The organism is Burkholderia sp. AU16741 (genome assembly GCF_002223345.1).
GTDB lineage: Bacteria > Pseudomonadota > Gammaproteobacteria > Burkholderiales > Burkholderiaceae > Burkholderia > Burkholderia sola.
The window spans coordinates 494236-511844 of record NZ_NKEZ01000007.1 but is presented as its reverse complement, the minus strand read 5'-3'; the positions used below and the strand labels follow the sequence as shown (position 1 = coordinate 511844).

The following is a 17609-nucleotide window of genomic DNA, read 5'->3' as shown; positions in this document are numbered from 1 at the left end:
TCGATGCGTGCGCCCCCGTCGAGGCAAGCAACATCATGCCTTGCCGGCCACCACGGGCGCGCCCGAAGGTGGCCGGATCGAAGCGCGCCGCCGAGAAATTTTCGTCTTGGTTAGAGAATGTACCCGAACAGCTACGATGTTCCGATCGCGCGCCTCGTCGCGCGCCAGATTCTGTCCTGCGCGCCCGACACGCCGGTGCGGGAGGCCGCGCGACGCATGTTCGCCGAACGTTGCAGCTCGATCGTCGTGATGAAGGCGGAACAGGTCGTCGGGATCTGGACCGAGCATGATGCCCTGTCGGCCGGCGGCAATCCGGACGAACTCGATCGGCCGGTCAGCGAGGTGATGAGCCATCCGGTGCTGACGCTCGAGGCCGACACGCCACTCGGTGAAGCCGCGCTGAAGTTCAAGCAGTCGGGCGTGCGGCACTTCGTGGTGGTGCGGGACGGCGCCGCGATCGGCGTGCTGACGCAAACCGACGTCGTCGTGAACCAGGGCCCGGAATTTTTCCTGCACCTGAAGCCGATCGAGTCGATCCGCGTCCATCCGCCCGTCGTGGTGCCCGAGCAGGCCGGGCTGCACGACGTCATCGCACGGATGCGCGCGCAACGGCTCGATGCGATCCTCGTCGGCTACGACGACGGCGAGCACGGCATCCTGACCGAACGCGACATCGTCCGGCTGCTGGCGGACGGCGGTGCCCAAGGCGCGGTCGGCGCCCATGCGAGCAGGCCGCTGCAGATGCTGACCGCCAGGCAAAGCCTGTATGCGGCGCAGCGCTTCATGACCGAACACAACATGCGGCATGTCGGCATCCGCGGCGACGATGGCAGACTGACCGGGCTGCTCTGCTTTGCGGACGTGCTGCAGAGCATCGAGCACGAATACGCGAACGAGCTGCGCAGCGCGTTGCGCGAGCGCGACGAAGCGCTGGGGCTCGCGCGCTTCAACCTGCGCATGGCGGATCGCGTGTTCGAATCGGCGCTCGAAGGCATCATGGTGACCGACCGGCACGCGCGGATCGAGCGCGTCAACCAGGCGTTCACGCGCCTGACCGGATACAGCGAGGACGAAGTGATCGGGCGCAACCCGGGCTTGCTGAGTTCCGGGCGCCAGACGCCTGATTTCTACAAGCAGCTGTGGCATTCGCTCACGACCGATGGCCACTGGCAAGGCGAAATCTGGAATCGCCGCAAGACCGGCGAACTGTTTCTCGAATACCTGACGATCACCAGCATTCGCGACAGCAAAGGCGAGATCTCTCACTACGCGGCGATCTTTTCCGACATCACGCAGCGGCGCCAGGCGGAGGAACGGCTGGGCTATCTCGCCACGCACGACGTGCTCACCAACCTCGCGAACCGGATGCTGTTCGAGGAACGGCTCGCGCACGCGATCGGCCATGCGAAGCGGTTCGGTCGCAAGGTCGCGGTGATGTACCTCGATCTCGACCGCTTCAAGCTGATCAACGATACGCTCGGCCACAACGCCGGCGACGAGGTGCTGAAGATGGTCGCCGAGCGCATCGTCGCCAACGTGCGCGCGAACGACACGGTGGCGCGCATGGGCGGCGACGAATTCGCGCTCGTGCTCGAGGAGATCGACGACGTTCGCGACGTGGGACGCGTCGCGCGCACGCTGCTGGACGAAGTGGGACGGGCGATCGATATCGGCGGTCGCGAGATCTTCGTGACGCCCAGCATCGGCATCAGCATCTATCCGGACGACGGCGCCGAGGCGGAGGACTTGATCCTGCTCGCGGACCAGGCCATGTACGGCGCGAAGAGCCGCGGCAGGAACGTGTTCCAGTTCTTCGAGAGCAAGATGACGTCGTCGGCGATCGAGCAACTGGAGACGCTCGGCGAGTTGCATCGCGCGCTCGAGCAGAACGAATTCCGCCTGTTCTACCAGCCGCAATACGATCTGGCGAGCGGCCGGATCGTCGGCGTGGAAGCGTTGCTGCGCTGGCTGCATCCACACCGCGGCCTGGTGCCGCCGGGTGACTTCATCGGGCTGGCGGAGCGATCCGCGCTGATCGTCCCGATCGGCAGATGGGTGCTGCACGAAGCCTGCCGACAGGCGCGCCGCTGGCTCGACGAGGGCTTCGAGTTCGGGCGGGTGTCGGTGAACGTATCGGCACGGCAGTGCTTTACCGACCACTTCCTCAGCGACCTGACGACCATTCTCAGCGAAACCGCATTGCCGGCCGAATACCTGCAGCTCGAGTTGCTCGAAAGCATGGCGATGAACACCCGCGAGGAAATCGGCATCCTGCTGCGCGAGCTGGCGACGCGCGGGATCAGCCTGGCGATCGACGATTTCGGCACGGGCTATTCGTCGCTGGTGTATCTGAAGGATCTACCCGTCGATACGCTGAAGATCGACCGGTCGTTCCTCACGAACTGCGGCTCGGGCAGCACGGACGACGCGATCGTGCGCGCGATCGTGGCGATGGGGCGTGCGCTGGGGCTCGACGTCGTGATGGAGGGGATCGAGACGGCCAAGCAATTGGCCTTCCTGCAGGAGATCGGCTGCCACAAGGGGCAAGGTTTCCTGTTCGCGCGGCCGCAGCCCGCCGAGCAGTTGGTCGGCATCTCGTCGCGCCGCGGCGCTGAACTGCTGACGGAGTGAGGCGGTCGCGGGGCGCGGCGCGTCGGTCGATATGCAAGACCGCCTTGTCGTTGAAGCGTATCGATCGCTCAAGGCGCGTACCAGTACACGCCAATTGACGACAGCTCGCGGTTCCGGGTACTGGGGATTACCCACGTAGAATTGCCCGAAATACGCTGCTCTTTCTTGATCGCGTCATCGAGGAAGGCCGTTCCCGATCCAGCGTATCCAGACCGAGGCGGCGAGTTCTTCGCTGAGTCGGTGCGGCGCCGTTTGACGAGCGATTGCATCATATTCCAACCTATTCCGCCACGCTCGCTACACCTCAATGGCAAAGTCAAGCGATCATAGCTCACTGACATCAACGAATTCAGGTCGCATCATTCGCCGACCGAGAATGCGATCGATCAACGAATGGAGGAGTGGAAGTTCGACTACAACCGGCGGCGCCCGCACGGCTCGCTTAGTGGCCAGACACCCGTCGATCATATCGCGCGCGGATCTGACCGAAATCACACCTCTCGCGGAGGAGATGGAAAGTGCCTTCGACAAAACGAAAGAGCGAATTCGGCACCGCGAATGGCGCGTCGACAAGGCCCTCGCCGAACATCAGCGGCGCATGGTGGAGCTCTCGTCTCCTAACGGAGCTGCGAGCTCCACCACACAACGAAAACGGCGCCCTTAGAAGTGAAACGATGTCCGTGAATCGCACACCTCGACACGACCGACGTGAACCTACGCATCGTTCAGTCGCCCACACGAGCAGTCATACTGCCAATTAACGTGCACCCACACTCGGTATGATGGCCGTGCAACGCAACGCGTTGACCATCGATCGTTACCGTCGGATGCGCCTCGATTATCTTGTTGACTCCATGTGGTCGTCCGTCCGGATATTTTTCCGGACAGTCCACCAGATCGTGCAAACGCGCAATCTTTTTGCCATCGATGCTATGTGTTTCCGATCCAGTGATCACTCGTCCGCCATGTGAGGTCGCATCACCGACCACGATCATCTGCAATGCCATACGTACTCCCTATAACGTAACGGGCCGAGAAGCGTTCCCGGCGTCGTGTGGACCCATCCGCTCAATCTCGGCCCATACACTTTCCGGGACGCCAGTAATAGCGACACTAAACGACTCATCAGACTGCTGACGCTGAATCAGCAAATCATGAACAAACCGATGCCGATCGAAATCCTGCCCGTACATATAAGTATGCTGACAGAAAGAAAGGCGATCCCCCGGCTCGCGGATCCCCCACTGCACCGCACGGAGGTAACGAGGAATAAAATCCTCGAAGCGGTCAAGGTAGGTACGCTCTCCGTCGACATCGCCGGACTCGATCAGTGAAGCCAGAATCTCGTCGGGCTCCGTGTGCGCCGTGAGGGTATTGACGTCCGCCGGCTCGAGCTGAACCATGACGGAACGGCAGATCCTCGCGCTTGCCATTGATTCGTTTCGAATGTGCTGCCACTCCCTGTGACGCCCTCGGTACATCCATTGCTCGATAGGGCTCATGAACATGGCGCGAATTTGCTCACCCCAGGTGTTCAAAACCGCCGTCGTGTTACGCGGATCAAAGAACCGCACCATCGCGGTCATGTTGTCGCCAATATCCGCAAACAGGAATGCTTGCAGATGCGTGACGAGCGCATCCATCTCAACCCGGCTGAAGATCAAGGACAGGCATGGACTATGACGATCGAGCTGATCGAGTTCTACAAACCAATCCGCCTCCGTGTCATCCACCGACACCAAAAATAGTGAAGCAGGCCCGAGTTCCTCTTCGGGCAGACCAGCAAAAACGGAGAGAAACGGTACGCCAGCACGCTGCAGCAAAGGCACCACTTTCGGCGGACATACCGCCGCGTCGACCAGCCCCATCAGGCGCGCTTGCGAAGGTGTAGCTTGTAGTTCCATCTGAAATCCTGTTTATCGGCTTGCTTTCCAATCCGCCTCAAGCCCACCCAGCTTGTGTTCTGCCATTACCCAAGTCCAGCTGCGATGCGTTTGACGCAAGGCCGAGATATGCCTTGCGCTTATCTCCGCCAACAAACACGACTCGTGGGAAACCGTACCCTCCTGGCGCGTATTCGTGAAAATACGGCACCCGGAACCAGCAGCGGCTATCGTGTACGTAGTCATCAAATAGAGTGATGGCCCCTGTGGGTAACTTGTTCACGGCGTCGGGAGATGTATGTTGGCGTAGGAATGATTCCACGCCAGGTAATGGCGCAGCCATAACGTCGTCCTGGACGCGATAATTCTGCACGAGCGTCGACCAGACCGTGTTGAGCAGTATTCCGCTATACGCAAGCGTCACGCAGGGGGAATCACTCCCGGGCTGATCATGTTCGACGACAAATGTCGGTGGTACCTTGATCACATCACCACCGCGGGTCACTATTGGGCGATGATCCGTGCGCTTCACTTTCCACCGTTCGCACTGGTCCGGATACAGGTAGCCGAGAAGCAGCCGCATTTCCTCCGCGCCCTGCCGAAGGTCGGTCTGATCGTTGGTCGCAACATCGAGCGGCCCCTCGCCCGGACGGGCAGGTTTGGGGTTAGCGACACCGGGATGAGCAATTGCACCGCATAGCTGTTCGTTGCGCCGGTCCATGGCCTCCTTCAGCGCCGTTGCCTGTCCCTTTTGAGAGCTCATATACGACGCGTATCCCGCTCCCATTGACAGGGCGTTTGCCTGGAGCAGTTGAGATTGCGACCTGAGCTTACTCATGGTCGGATCGTTTTCCGACGCCTTAGAAACCGCCTGCTGTACCTTGTGCGGCGTCATCTTGTCTTCGTGCGCGCGCTTGAAGAACGACTGCCCCGTAACATAGCGCTGCGGATTACCAATGTCTGCGCGCAGCGTACGCCACGCCAACATCTGGCCCAATCCGACCTTCAGAGCGTCCTCCACACTGCTAACATTTTCGATGGTCTTTCGCCAAGCGTTAAATGCATCGATTACCGACTGGTCGAGAGCAAAGTCGGCGACCAGATCGGCACGTTTACTTATCGCATCGCTATCCATCAGTGGCACACCATACGAGGCGGCCTTAAGATACATATCGTGCAGCGGGATCTGGCTAAGCTTATAGCTGTCGTCCCCAGCTTTCGCCGCAGTTCCTCCTTTACCCTGTTCGCACGGCGCATAGCCGCCACCCACGTCCGAATGGACGCCCGGATAAGCTACCTCGTCACGGATACCGCCGCCGTAGCTGTCCCCGTTGCGGATTGAATCAAGCGGAAAACTCATGCGCTGCTCGTGCACCGAGAACGCGTGATAACAGAATCGCACATCCTTAGGAATATCGAGCCGACCGTCGTTAGCGAACGCGAAGTGCCCATCAAACGTGCCAAAGTCCACGGTCGCACGAGTCGAGTCGGGAGGGCCAACGGAGGCAACTGTATCGAAAAGACCGACGAAGTTAACCTTGTAATTCAGCGCATATTTGCCAGTCTGGTATCCAATCCGCCCGTCCCGTGCCCATTCATTCATCAGCTTGTTGACGAATACGCGTGCACATGCCGCCCCCCGCGAGAATCCAATTACGTTGATCCAGATCTGCTTGATCGTGTGCGGATATCGCCCCTCGTCGATCGCCTGCTTGTGAGCGAGACCCAATCGATCCGTGTAGCCAACCAGCGGGAGTTTGTGACCATCGGCCACTTCTGTACAAACTCTTTGGACGTCGCTATCCGGAATCAGATTTCGCGTCTTGTCCGTAGCAATAGCCCGATATATAGCATTCAGTACTCTCGTGTAGCCCCACACGCATCGACTTCCAAAACCGGATGCCATTGACTTGCCGGAAGTCGAGTACGTCTGCTCACCAATACTCTTGAACGGTGTACCCACACCTGCAATATAGAAACGAAATATCCCTTCTTCTGATCGGTCCAGTGCCGCGTTATACAGACGCGCAACATTGGAATGTGTGTGAACAAGCGAATCCCGGAACGGATTTGTCTGTTCGTCGTTATTGTTCGTGCCGTCAAAGAACAGCGTGATATGAAGTGTCTGAGGGCAAGACATTAGAGCATCGCACACCAACGCACGCCCTTTTCTCAACGCCGTGATACTACCTGCTATACGCCCGCCCTGAGGCATCGGATCCGCCCATCTGAGGCTCATTTCGCGCCTCCTCCATTCCGGTACAACCGATTCCATTCTTGATCCAAAACCCCGTGCGCGATGTACGGATCGGTGTCTGGAGGACGTATGCCGGGGTCGTTTAAGTCACCTTTCTGGCCATCGGCGACCATGATACGGACCTTGTCGTCCGGCAAGAAGACTGCCCATAGGCCGCCCATAACCTTTCCATACTTCGGGATCCGAACATTTTCCGCCTTGTACCAGTACCCCGGTGTCTTTCCGTCCTGCTTCTTGTCAACCAGCCAGCGCACCGTCAGCCTCAAGTCCGGCTGCCATACAGTGGGGATGTCGCTGCAGCACATATCACCGCCACCGCCGGACGGCTTGTTGCCTGCTTCAGCGGGTAGTACGTTGGGGCCACCGCCGCTTACCCCCGCCCCCTCCGGCCCCTCAAATCCCCACTTATGGATGTACCAAGGGGAGTAGTTGAGGGTCGAGGCGCCCACGCCCAGCGTATCGTAGTGCTTCGGCAGGCTCGACAGGTCAAGCGGCTGTGCCATAGCGCCGGGATGCTTATCGCATGCCCCGAGGCAAAAAACGGCAGCAAAGGCGACGGCCTGGATCGCACGTCGCCCGAAATGGGAAAGTCGGTCTGTCATCATGGGATAAGTCTACGGATTAACGGGGCACCAGGGCCGCTCCGCCCCGGGCTGCCTTAAGCATGCATTCGACACAGATCTTCTTCGGAGACAAATCGACCATCTGGTCCTTCGGGCCGGGCAAATCATGAGAAGCTGCGTACGCGGTAAATTTTCCTGTTGTTCCGCTCACCACACCGCTCGCGTCCATATTCAGGAAGCTGCCGTTTACCTCGACACGGAATTTGTGAGCACGCAGCAGAATCTCCTCACTCTCCAGCAGGATCTGCTTCTGTGCTCGCGCCACGATTGACTTTGTCAGTGCGTTCAATACGATGTCGCCCGCAGCCGAGACAAGATGCATAGGGCCAGTCTGCGCAAACAAACGAAGCGTGTCTCGCACCGTCGCGAAAAGGCTGCGTCCACTCGCAATACCAATATGACCTTCTGTTGTGATTGCGGCCTGCTGAGACGCCACATGCACGGTCGCTGGTGTGGTGATCTCAATACCCGCCTTGCCGTCGATCACCAGATGCGGTTCCGACAACTCCGGAAACTCGTTGTTGCTGCCAGCGCCCGTACCGCGAATTTGTTCGTTCTGTGCCGCAATGGTATTGACGATGTCGGCCTGATGGCCGTCCGCATCCTGCGCCTCGCTCTGCTGCGCGATCTTCGTCAGCGCGTCATGCAGTTGCTGCGCCTTTCCGAGCCGGTCAACGGTCTCGCTCATATCTTTCGCGGCGGCCGTTGCACCCGCACGCGCCTCGGTCGTCACCAGCATGCCACGGTTCGCTCGCAACACGCCCCAGGAATCCGTTGCCAGCTCCCACCCTGTGCCGCGAGCTTCGTTTCGCCCCGCGTTGCCGTCAATGCGTGTGTTGTAGCCAACGACGAGGCGTGACTGCTCGTAGTCGCTCGATACTTGAACCTGCAGTTTTCCTGGTGTGTCGTCGGCTACAACTTGATTCGCCTGCGTTCCCTCGAGATCTCTGGAACGCAGCCCCGATAACGCCTGGTTATCTGGCAGTTTCCACTGCACGAAGTTATTTCCGTTCGACACGCGACCTGTAATGAGGGGGCGATCCGGTGCCCCGTCCAAAAACGACACTACGACTTCGTCGCCGATTCGAGGAACATGGATCATCCCAAATCCCTCGCCTGCCCAAGGGTGGCTCACCCGGACCCAGCAGGAACTACGCTCGTCACGCTGACCGATCCGATCCCAATGAAACTGAACCTTTACTCGGCCCAACTCATCCGTATAAACACGGCGACCTTGCGGACCGACAACTGTCGCCGTCTGCATCTGCATGACGGGTTTATGGTGTTCGCACGGGCTACGGAAGGGCACCGATTTACGTTGTGCCTCGATTTCAACCAAGAAGAAACCCTCAGACCCATCGAAATGAGTAATTCCAGAGGTCGGTTGCCCGTCGAAGGTAGCTTTCGCTTCAGCCAAACGCCCATTCAGGCTGTGAGGAAGGTCCCCGTGATGGTTCGATCCCGGCAGGTTGTTCTCGACCAGCCATATCACTTCGACGACTGCGAATTGGCTGCGCTCGCTCGACTCCCGGTCATGCTCCGGATGGCCAACGAGCTCAAACCACCGCCCAGCGTCGATACCGCGCAGTCCCCCCGTGCCGTAAAACCGCTTTTCGCGTGATTCCCACTCCTCCATGCGCACCTTGGTGAGATGATCGCCACGCTCTTGATCAAGATACGTATAGGGGCCGGTATACTCATACACCTCCAACTGCTCCGGCAGCTGATGTGACACGGTCGGGATATTGGTGCCCTTCGGATTCGCAAGCGGCGACGGATACTTATAGTCGAATGTGCGAGTGGTCAGGGCCGCGCTATGGAGGGTTCGCAAGCCGGACCAGTGAACCAGCGCGTCAACCTCGCTGTTAGTACCGTATCGAGAGAACTGAACCGACCGCGCGGCGAGGGGTTCACACGTATCTAGGTGATCCGTGATAGTGAGTGTATGCGAGTTACCATCGTCGGCCTGCTTCCAGATGCTGAACAGTCCTTCCTCTTCCATCAACCGGTGGACGAAATTCCAATCATCTTCGTATTGAGTACAGTACGACCTCGGCGGAAGCTGCCTGGACAGCGCAAATTCAAATCGGCCTTTCGCCTGCGGATGCGCGTTGAATACATCCCGGAGGATTTCATCAACAGGCTTGTCCTGCCAGATACGCTGATCGCGGCGAAATTTCAGGAAATGCATCCATGATGCAAAGCTGATCTGGTAGCTGGTCAGTCCACCCTCTGATCCCAGTCTTCGGGCCGCATAGACGTAACCGTTTCGTGGCTGATAGGACCGATCTGCCTGCTGAATCCAGAGGGTAACGGATTGTCCAATCAGGTCTTTCAGCTTGAGATCGCTTCGTGTCGACAAGACGTCGACCGCAAAGTCGAAATGTCGGCCGATCCGAGACCAGCCCACAGTGCGCTGGGGTAGCAATACATTTTCCCCAAAGGGAGTGTCGAGTTTCAGCAGCCGATCTTGCTGAAGCAATCCGCCCTGCATCGCCCTCACGATGTCTTGCGCATCCATTTCCATCCCTTTATTACTTTTTTCTTACTTTATTGTCAGTAGTATGACACAAGCTCTCTCGCGCGATTCTACAGTCAAATGCCTCGCCAGCACGGTGAACTCAAGCGCATAGATTTGAGGTACGTCCACGCGCGAGCCCCTTATCTCGTGGGGGGCTCGCCGACGGGGCTCCAGGTGGGTCAATGTGGTGTGTTCGACGGATTGGCAATGGCGGGAACGTCCGCATTTTGGATTTTTCGTGTGTTACCGCCACGAATCACTCGGTGGACGGCCAGCGGTATCCGATCACTTCGTTCAACGGATACGCGAGTTCGCGAACCTCTTCCAGCTGGTTGCCGCCGAACAAGTGGACGTGCTCATCGTCGTGACGCAGGTAGAAACCGACGTGCCCTTTCCAGCTCGTCGGATCGTCGCGCGTCAGGATCGCGATGCAGCCGTAGACCGGGCGCTCCAGCGGTTTGCCCCATTCGAGCCACGAGCGTGCGAGCGCCGAGCCGGTGCCGCGGAATCCGGCGTGCACCATGCACCAGTTCACGAACGACGAGCACCAGGAAATCTTGTCGTCGTAGCCGACCAGGTTCGTCTGGTTGTTGTATTCGACGATGCGCGGGTTGATGCTGCCCGGCGGGTGGCGGCGGATGCCGAGTTCGGCCAGCGCGACGGGCATCCAGGGTGGGTGGACGGCTTTCACGTTGCTCTCAGGGTTTGATAGGGTCACGTCGTTCTCGGGTACGTGTCGGGTGCTGTTTCGCCCAATCTTCGCACGAATGAATACGGCGAATCCACCGCGCCCTTCGCGGATCGGGATTTTCGTCGACCCCGCCCGTATCATGGAGGCAGCGCCCTCGACTCCCTGCCCGCCATGCGCATCACGCCCCTGCCGCCTCTTCAGTGCCTCATCGCGTTCGAAGCCGCCGTGCGGCACGCGAGTTTCACGAAAGCCGCCGCCGAACTGCATCTGACCCAAAGCGCGATCAGCCGCCAGATCCAGCAGCTCGAGGAATTTCTCGGCCGCTCGCTGTTCGTGCGCGAACACCGTTCGCTGCGGCTGACGATCGCCGGCGAACAATACGCGGCACAAGTCCACCATCTGCTCACGCAATGCGCGCAAGCCACGCACGACGTGATGAAGCCGTACGGCGATCTCGAACTCACGATCGCGTGCTCGTCCGGCGTCGCGCTGCTGTGGCTCACGCCGCGGCTACCGAACTTTCGCGCCACGTATCCGACCATCAAGCTTCGCCTGATCGTGCGCGACGGCCTTGCGTCGATGTCGCCCGCGGAATTCGACGTCGGCGTCTACTACGTGCGCCAGCAGGCGCCGGCCGAATACGCCGCACGCCGGCTGTTCGACGAAGAAGTGTTTCCCGTCTGCGCGCCAGGCTATCTGGCCGGCCGCACGCTCGACCCGGCCGATCTCGCGAACGAAACACTGCTGCGCCTCGAAGACGGCCAGCGCCAATGGATGTCGTGGTCCGAATGGTTCGACATGAACGACGTCGACCGGCAGAAGGCCCAGCCGCAAGACATCACGATCAACTCCTATCCGCAGATCGTGCAGATGACGATTCTCGGCCAGGGCGTGTCGCTCGGCTGGCGCTACATGATCGACGCATGCATCGAAGCCGGCCTGCTCGTGCGCGCGACGGAAGCGTCCGCGAGCCACGGCGGCGGCTATTACGTGATCTCGCCAAACGACCGCGCGCAGAACCAGGCCGCCCGCCTGTTCACCCGCTGGCTGTTCGAACAGGCGGAGAAGCAAACCGCGCCCTGACTACCCCGGGCGCGACGCATGCGTGCAGCGCATGCAGGCATGCGAATCTTTCGTTTCAGAAAAAATTGCGGCTCTCCTTAGCATGGGATTCACGCGGGGCAGCCGTCCCGACTTCTGACAAAGGAAGAGACCATGCAAGGAACGCTTTCCCCGCGCGCCGCGCCTTCCGTCGATGCGGCGGTGCAACAGCGCCGCCGCGCCATCGTCGCGACCGTGATCGGTAACGGCCTCGAATGGTTCGATTTCACCGTCTACAGCTTCTTCGCGGTGATCATCGCGAAGCTGTTCTTCCCGACCGGCAACGAACTGACGTCCGTGCTGCTCACCGTCGCGACGTTCGGCGTGGGCTTCTTCATGCGGCCGGTGGGCGGCATCGTGCTCGGCGTCTATGCCGACAAGGTCGGACGCAAGGCCGCGCTGTCGCTCACGATCCTGCTGATGGCGGCCGGCACCGCGCTGATCGGCATCGCGCCGACCTACGAACAGGCCGGCATCGCCGCGCCGCTCCTGATCGTCGTCGCGCGGCTGCTGCAAGGCTTCTCGGCCGGCGGCGAGATGGGCGGCGCCACCGCGTTCCTCACCGAATACGCGCCGCCGGAGAAGCGCGCGTATTACTCGAGCTGGATCCAGTCGAGCATCGGCTTCGCGGTGCTGCTCGGTGCGGCGACCGGCACGTTCGTCACGACGTCGCTCGACACGCAGGCGCTGCATAGCTGGGGCTGGCGGCTGCCGTTCCTGCTCGGGATCATCGTCGGGCCGGTCGGCTACTTCATTCGCAGCCATATCGACGAGACGCCCGCGTTCAGCGCCGTCGAATCGCAGGCGAAGGAAAGCTCGCCGCTGAAGGAAGTGCTGAATACGTATCCGCGCGAGACGTTCGCGAGTTTCTCGATGGTGATCCTGTGGACCGTCTGCACCTACGTGCTGCTGTTCTACATGCCGACCTATTCCGTGCGCACGCTGCATCTGCCGCAGTCGACCGGCTTTACGGCCGGCATGGTCGGCGGGCTGATGATCATGTGCTGCTCGCCGATCGTCGGACGCCTCGCCGACGCGTGGGGACGGCGCGTGTTCCTGTCCGGCGCGGCGCTCGCGATCCTCGTGCTCGCGTGGCCGATGTTCTCGTGGATCAACCATGCACCCGGGTTCGCGTCGCTGATCGTGTTCCAGGCCGTGTTCGGCGTGCTGATCGCGGCCTATACGGGGCCGATCCTCGCGGCGTTCGCGGAGCTGTTTCCGACCAAGGTGCTGTCGACCGGGCTATCCGTTGCGTACAACTTCGCGGTGACGATCTTCGGCGGGTTCGCGCCGTTCCTGATCACGTGGCTCATCGCCCGCACCGGCAGCAACATGGCGCCCGCGTTCTACGTGATGCTCGCGGCGGCCGTCAGTTTCGTCGGCACGCGCTTCGTGAAGGATGCGAAGCGTGCGGCCGCAACGACTCGATAAGGATTTTTACCCATGACCATTACCGTGCTTCAAGGCGGCAACGTGCTCGACCTCGAACGAGGCGTGTTGCTCGAACATCATCATGTCGTGATCGAAGGCGAGCGGATCGTCGAAGTCACCGATCGGCCGGTGGATTTGCCGAATGTGCAGGTGATCGACGCGCGCGGCAAGACCGTGATGCCGGGGTTCATCGATTGCCATGTGCATGTGCTGGCGTCGAATGCGAATCTCGGCGCGAATGCGACGCAGCCGAATATTCTCGCGGCGATTCGGTCGCTGCCGATTCTCGATGCGATGTTGTCGCGGGGGTTTACCAGCGTGCGGGATGCGGGGGGCGCGGATTGGAGTTTGATGCAGGCGGTCGAGACGGGGTTGATTCCGGGGCCGCGGATTTTTCCGTCGGGGAAAGCGTTGTCGCAGACCGGTGGGCATGGGGATTTCCGGCCTCGTGGCGATCTGCTGGAGCCCTGCTCCTGCTGTTTCAGGACGGGGGCGATTGCGCGGGTCGTCGATGGTGTCGAAGGCGTGCGGCTCGCCGTGCGTGAGGAGATTCAGAAAGGCGCGACGCAGATCAAGATCATGGCGTCAGGCGGCGTGGCTTCGCCGACCGATCCGATTGCGAACACGCAGTATTCGGAGGATGAGATTCGGGCGATTGTTGATGAGGCTGAAGCCGCGAATACTTATGTGATGGCGCATGCGTATACGGGGCGGGCGATTGCGCGGGCTGTGAGATGCGGCGTGCGGACGATCGAGCATGGGAATCTCGTGGATGAGGCGGCTGCGGCGCTGATGCATGAGCGGGGGGCGTTTGTGGTGCCGACGCTGGTGACTTATGACGCGTTGGCTAAGCATGGGGCGGAGTTTGGGATGCCGGCGGATTCCATCGCGAAGGTGGCTTCCGTGCAACAGAAAGGGCGCGAGTCGCTTGAGATCTATGCGAAGGCCGGTGTGAAGATGGGGTTCGGGTCGGATCTGCTCGGCGAGATGCACGCGTTTCAGTCTGGGGAGTTTCGGATTCGGGCGGAGGTGCTGGGGAATCTGGAGGCGCTTAGATCGGCGACTACGGTGGCGGCGGAGATTGTGAATATGACGAGGGAGCTTGGGGTCGTTGCGGTTGGGGCGATCGCCGATCTCGTCGTGCTGGATGGGAATCCGCTTGAGGATATTGGCGTCGTGGCCGATGAAGGTGCGCGGGTCGAGTATGTGTTGCAGCGGGGAGCCGTTGTGAAGCGGCGTGTCGGCGGGCGGTGATTTGACGCCATACGGCTATTTCGGCAGACACGGTGTGGCCTCACGGACCTTGCGGTCGTGACAGTTGTTGAAGGTCGCTAGAGATGTGAATCGCGGCGTTCGCGGCAATGGCCGGGGCGGTGGTGCCCCGGCGGTCAGTCGTGTTCATGCAACGCCTGCGTTCCACTCGCTAGAGCCGCATCAAGCGGCCCTTGCAGGTGTTAGAGCGGCGACGGTCCCCGGTCAGGATCGTGGTACGGCTGCTCTCGCAGCGCCAACTGGCTGTAGTCCGGCGTGATCATGATCTGCCGGCTCGCGTAGTTGACGTTCAGGTATACGCGATCGCCAGGCTTGAATCCGAAGATCTTGAAATCAATGTCGATCGCCTTCATCCATGGCAGGTACGGCCAGCCTCGTTTGGGAAGGTCCGGGTAGTTGCGAAGGACCAGCTCAAACGTCTTCTGCATGTTGACGGGTTTGTTCTTTCTACGACGTGGCTTAGTATTGGCGTCAGCCATTTCCGACTCCTGTGGCGAGTTGGTGGTGGTCAGCGGGTCGTATGGGTTGCCGCCCATGCGGCCCGCGCTTCTTTGTTGCCTCGGGTTTCCCCTTCTTTCTCCCCTCTTCGCTGGGTCTTGTTGGGCAAGACGGCTTTATTTCGACCATCGGGGCGGAGAGGGCTGCGTTCAGCTTCCGATGGTGAGAAGCAAGGCTTCACGATCAGTGTAGTCGGGCTGGCATTTCAGAAATGGAGAAATGAGGGGGGTTGGCCGTTAGGCATAGGTGCGCGCAACACAAGACGGATGGCGAGAATTCGTCAGGCTACGTTGCTGGATGTTCGCCGACACGCAAAACCAAACGGAGCAGATACGGTTAGCCGTTACCGCCCCATTACTGACGGCCGGGCCGGCGCGGTCGAATGGCATACATTAAAGCGACACGGCCACCCCGTGCCTGAGCGTGCAGAAAAAGCGGGCAAAATACGCCAAGAACGGCACGTTTTGTGTTTGAATTTCGACAACAAGAAGACCACAACCCGGGGACATCATGCGTATCGAATCTGTTCGCATCAAGAATCTGAGGACCATCAAGGACGCAGTCGTCGACGTCGACTATTACAACTGCTTCGTCGGTCCGAACGGCGCAGGAAAATCAACTTTCCTGTTTGCGCTTAACGTCTTTTTTCGAGAGGCCGACGGTGTGGCTACGGATGTCACTTACCTATCGGCCGAAGACTTTCATCGTAAAGACACGTCCGAGCCTATCGAAATTACCGTCACGTTCTGCGACTTGAATGACGACGCCAAGCAGGAATTCAAAGAGTATTTTCGCCAAGACCGTCTGATTGTCACCGCGAAAGCCACCTTCGATCCCGTCGCCGGTCGAGCCGAGGTCCGGCAGCTTGGTGAACGGCTCGGCATGGCCCAATTCATGCATTTCTTCAAACGCCAAGGCGACAAAGGAAAGGCTGACGAACTTAAGCAGATTTACGCGGCCCTACAAGCCGAGTTCAAATTGCCTAAGGCAAGCAGCGTAGGTGCGATGGCCGATGAGCTGCGAAATTACGAAGCGAGCTTACCCGAACAATGTGTTCTCATTCCGAGTGAAGACCAGTTCTATGGTGTCAGCAAGGGTGCAAACCGGCTGCAGAAATATGTGCAGTGGGTCTACATTCCAGCAGTCAAAGACGCTACTGCGGAGCAGTCTGAAGGCAGGGCGACCGCACTAGGCAGGCTACTTGCGCGAACAGTCCGCTCTAAGGTGAACTTCACGGAGCGGCTGAACGCTGTTGCACAGCAGGCTCGCGACGAGTATCAAAAGCTTCTCGATGAGAGCCAAGGGGCGCTTGAAGGTATCTCGGGTTCACTCCAGACGCGGCTCATGCAGTGGGCGCACCCGGACACAAGTCTGCGCGTCAGTTGGCAGCAGGATCCAGACAAATCCGTTAAGGTGGAGGAGCCGTTCGCGAAAATCATCGCTGGTGAGGGGACGTTCGAGGGCGACATAGCTCGCTTCGGCCACGGCTTTCAGCGCTCATTCCTGCTCACCCTATTGCAGGAGCTTGCAACAGAAAGCGGAACTACCGAACCGCGTTTAATCCTTGGTTGCGAAGAGCCTGAACTGTATCAACATCCGCCGCAGGCACGACACCTTGCAAGCGTCCTAAATAGACTTGCCGCCGGCGGCTCCCAGGTACTGGCGACGACGCACAGTCCGCTGTTTGTCTCTGGAGAGTCATTCGAAAGCGTACGGCTCGTGCGCCGACACTCAGAGACGAAAGCCTCTTATGCAACGCGCCCGTCTCCGGCAAAAATCGGTGAGGAATATGCACGCCTCTCCGGCGAACCACTTGTTACGCCCCGGGGAAGTCTCGCTAGGATTGCCCAAATCCTGCAGCCTACGCTCAGCGAGATTTTCTTCGCGCAACGGCTCGTCCTAGTGGAGGGCATCGAGGACGTCGCCTACATTCACGCGTGGATGACGCTGACCGACAGAATGCTGGACTTCAGGAAAGCAGGCTGTCACATCGTACCGGTCGATAATAAGAGCCATCTGCTCCGGCCCGCGATCATTGCACGACAATTAGAGATCCCCACTTTTCTGCTCTTCGATGGTGATGCCGACTGTGACGAAAAATACAAGGCCCACCATGTGAGGGATAACGCAGCGCTACTGAAGATGCTGGGTGGCGACGACCAGAATCCGATTCCTACGGAGACAGTGTGGGGCGCGGACTATACCATGTGGCACACGAATCTCGGCCAAACGGTCGACTCCGAACTGATTTCCAACCTAGGCTCCGAGGGGTTTGAACGGATCAAGACACAAGCACATTTGTCTTATGGAAACGCGAAAGGCTTGCAGAAAAATCCGCTGTTTATCGGCGCTAAGCTGGCATTCGCTCTGGATGAAGGTGCCGGCTCTGAATCGCTTAACAAGCTTTGCACAAAAATACTTGAGTTCGGAACACTTTGATATGTAGCTAGCGAGCCTTCAAACTGGGTGTCGGCATGTTACGCCTCCAAGCGTGTCGCCCAGCTCCCAGATATAGTCGAGCCGCCGGTATACGGAACTCAATGGCACAATCATCGAACTACATCAGCGCCCGCAAATGCTGAAGCCAAAGCGTCCGACCTTTACGATTAGATGGTCCGGTTACGGGGCATAGCCAACGTTTAAACGTCCGAGAGACGCCGCATATGAGCGGCACCTTGCGGCCGCTGCCGACGGGTGCAGC

Annotated in this window: 12 protein-coding genes and 1 pseudogene; 6 read left to right on the top strand and 7 right to left on the bottom strand. The window is 59.6% G+C overall.

Annotated features, from left to right (window positions below; all coding sequences use genetic code 11):
- The first annotated feature begins 117 nt into the window (after positions 1 to 117).
- Together CFB89_RS19140 and CFB89_RS19135 are read left to right on the top strand one after the other, a co-directional pair.
- Positions 118 to 2631 carry an EAL domain-containing protein gene (locus CFB89_RS19140; protein WP_089469212.1) on the top strand — a complete coding sequence of 838 codons (2514 nt, stop codon included), beginning with the start codon at positions 118 to 120 and terminating at the stop codon, positions 2629 to 2631.
- Positions 2632 to 2685: 54 nt separating this feature from the next.
- Positions 2686 to 3295, top strand: a pseudogene (locus CFB89_RS19135) (integrase core domain-containing protein); the annotation flags it as partial.
- Positions 3296 to 3356: 61 nt separating this feature from the next.
- Here the strand turns inward: CFB89_RS19135 and CFB89_RS19130 are convergent.
- From CFB89_RS19130 to CFB89_RS19105, 6 genes are all read right to left on the bottom strand, one after another.
- Positions 3357 to 3638, bottom strand: a complete 282-nt coding sequence (locus CFB89_RS19130; protein WP_077179869.1) for a PAAR domain-containing protein — start codon at positions 3636 to 3638, stop codon at positions 3357 to 3359.
- A gap of 9 nt (positions 3639 to 3647) precedes the next feature.
- Positions 3648 to 4535 (bottom strand): DUF4123 domain-containing protein, encoded by an 888-nt coding sequence (locus tag CFB89_RS19125; RefSeq protein ID WP_089469211.1) that lies wholly within the window; start codon positions 4533 to 4535, stop codon positions 3648 to 3650.
- 37 nt (positions 4536 to 4572) lie between these two features.
- Positions 4573 to 6753, bottom strand: a complete 2181-nt coding sequence (locus CFB89_RS19120) for a DUF2235 domain-containing protein (protein WP_089469210.1) — start codon at positions 6751 to 6753, stop codon at positions 4573 to 4575.
- Positions 6750 to 7376 (bottom strand): DUF3304 domain-containing protein, encoded by a 627-nt coding sequence (locus CFB89_RS19115; protein ID WP_089469209.1) that lies wholly within the window; start codon positions 7374 to 7376, stop codon positions 6750 to 6752. The genes CFB89_RS19120 and CFB89_RS19115 overlap by 4 nt, the downstream gene beginning before the upstream one ends.
- Before the next feature lie 16 nt (positions 7377 to 7392).
- Positions 7393 to 9915, bottom strand: a complete 2523-nt coding sequence (locus tag CFB89_RS19110) for a type VI secretion system Vgr family protein (RefSeq protein WP_179233480.1) — start codon at positions 9913 to 9915, stop codon at positions 7393 to 7395.
- 256 nt (positions 9916 to 10171) lie between these two features.
- Positions 10172 to 10582 (bottom strand): TIGR02594 family protein, encoded by a 411-nt coding sequence (locus CFB89_RS19105; RefSeq protein WP_089469207.1) that lies wholly within the window; start codon positions 10580 to 10582, stop codon positions 10172 to 10174.
- 195 nt (positions 10583 to 10777) lie between these two features.
- Between CFB89_RS19105 and CFB89_RS19100 the strand changes: the two genes are divergently transcribed.
- From CFB89_RS19100 to CFB89_RS19090, 3 genes are all read left to right on the top strand, one after another.
- Entirely contained in the window at positions 10778 to 11689 is a 912-nt protein-coding gene (locus CFB89_RS19100; RefSeq protein WP_089469206.1) for a LysR substrate-binding domain-containing protein, read from the top strand.
- Between the two features lie 132 nt (positions 11690 to 11821).
- Complete coding sequence (locus tag CFB89_RS19095) at positions 11822 to 13138, top strand: MFS transporter (protein WP_089469205.1); 1317 nt, start codon at positions 11822 to 11824, stop codon at positions 13136 to 13138.
- A 12-nt stretch (positions 13139 to 13150) separates the two neighbouring features.
- Positions 13151 to 14392, top strand: coding sequence for an amidohydrolase family protein (locus CFB89_RS19090; protein ID WP_089469204.1), 1242 nt, complete (start codon positions 13151 to 13153; stop codon positions 14390 to 14392).
- A gap of 200 nt (positions 14393 to 14592) precedes the next feature.
- Here CFB89_RS19090 and CFB89_RS19085 read toward each other — a convergent pair whose 3' ends face one another.
- Entirely contained in the window at positions 14593 to 14889 is a 297-nt protein-coding gene (locus CFB89_RS19085) for a hypothetical protein (protein WP_089469441.1), read from the bottom strand.
- 529 nt (positions 14890 to 15418) lie between these two features.
- Between CFB89_RS19085 and CFB89_RS19080 the strand changes: the two genes are divergently transcribed.
- Positions 15419 to 17347, top strand: coding sequence for an ATP-dependent endonuclease (locus tag CFB89_RS19080; RefSeq protein WP_089469203.1), 1929 nt, complete (start codon positions 15419 to 15421; stop codon positions 17345 to 17347).
- The last annotated feature ends 262 nt before the right edge of the window (positions 17348 to 17609 follow it).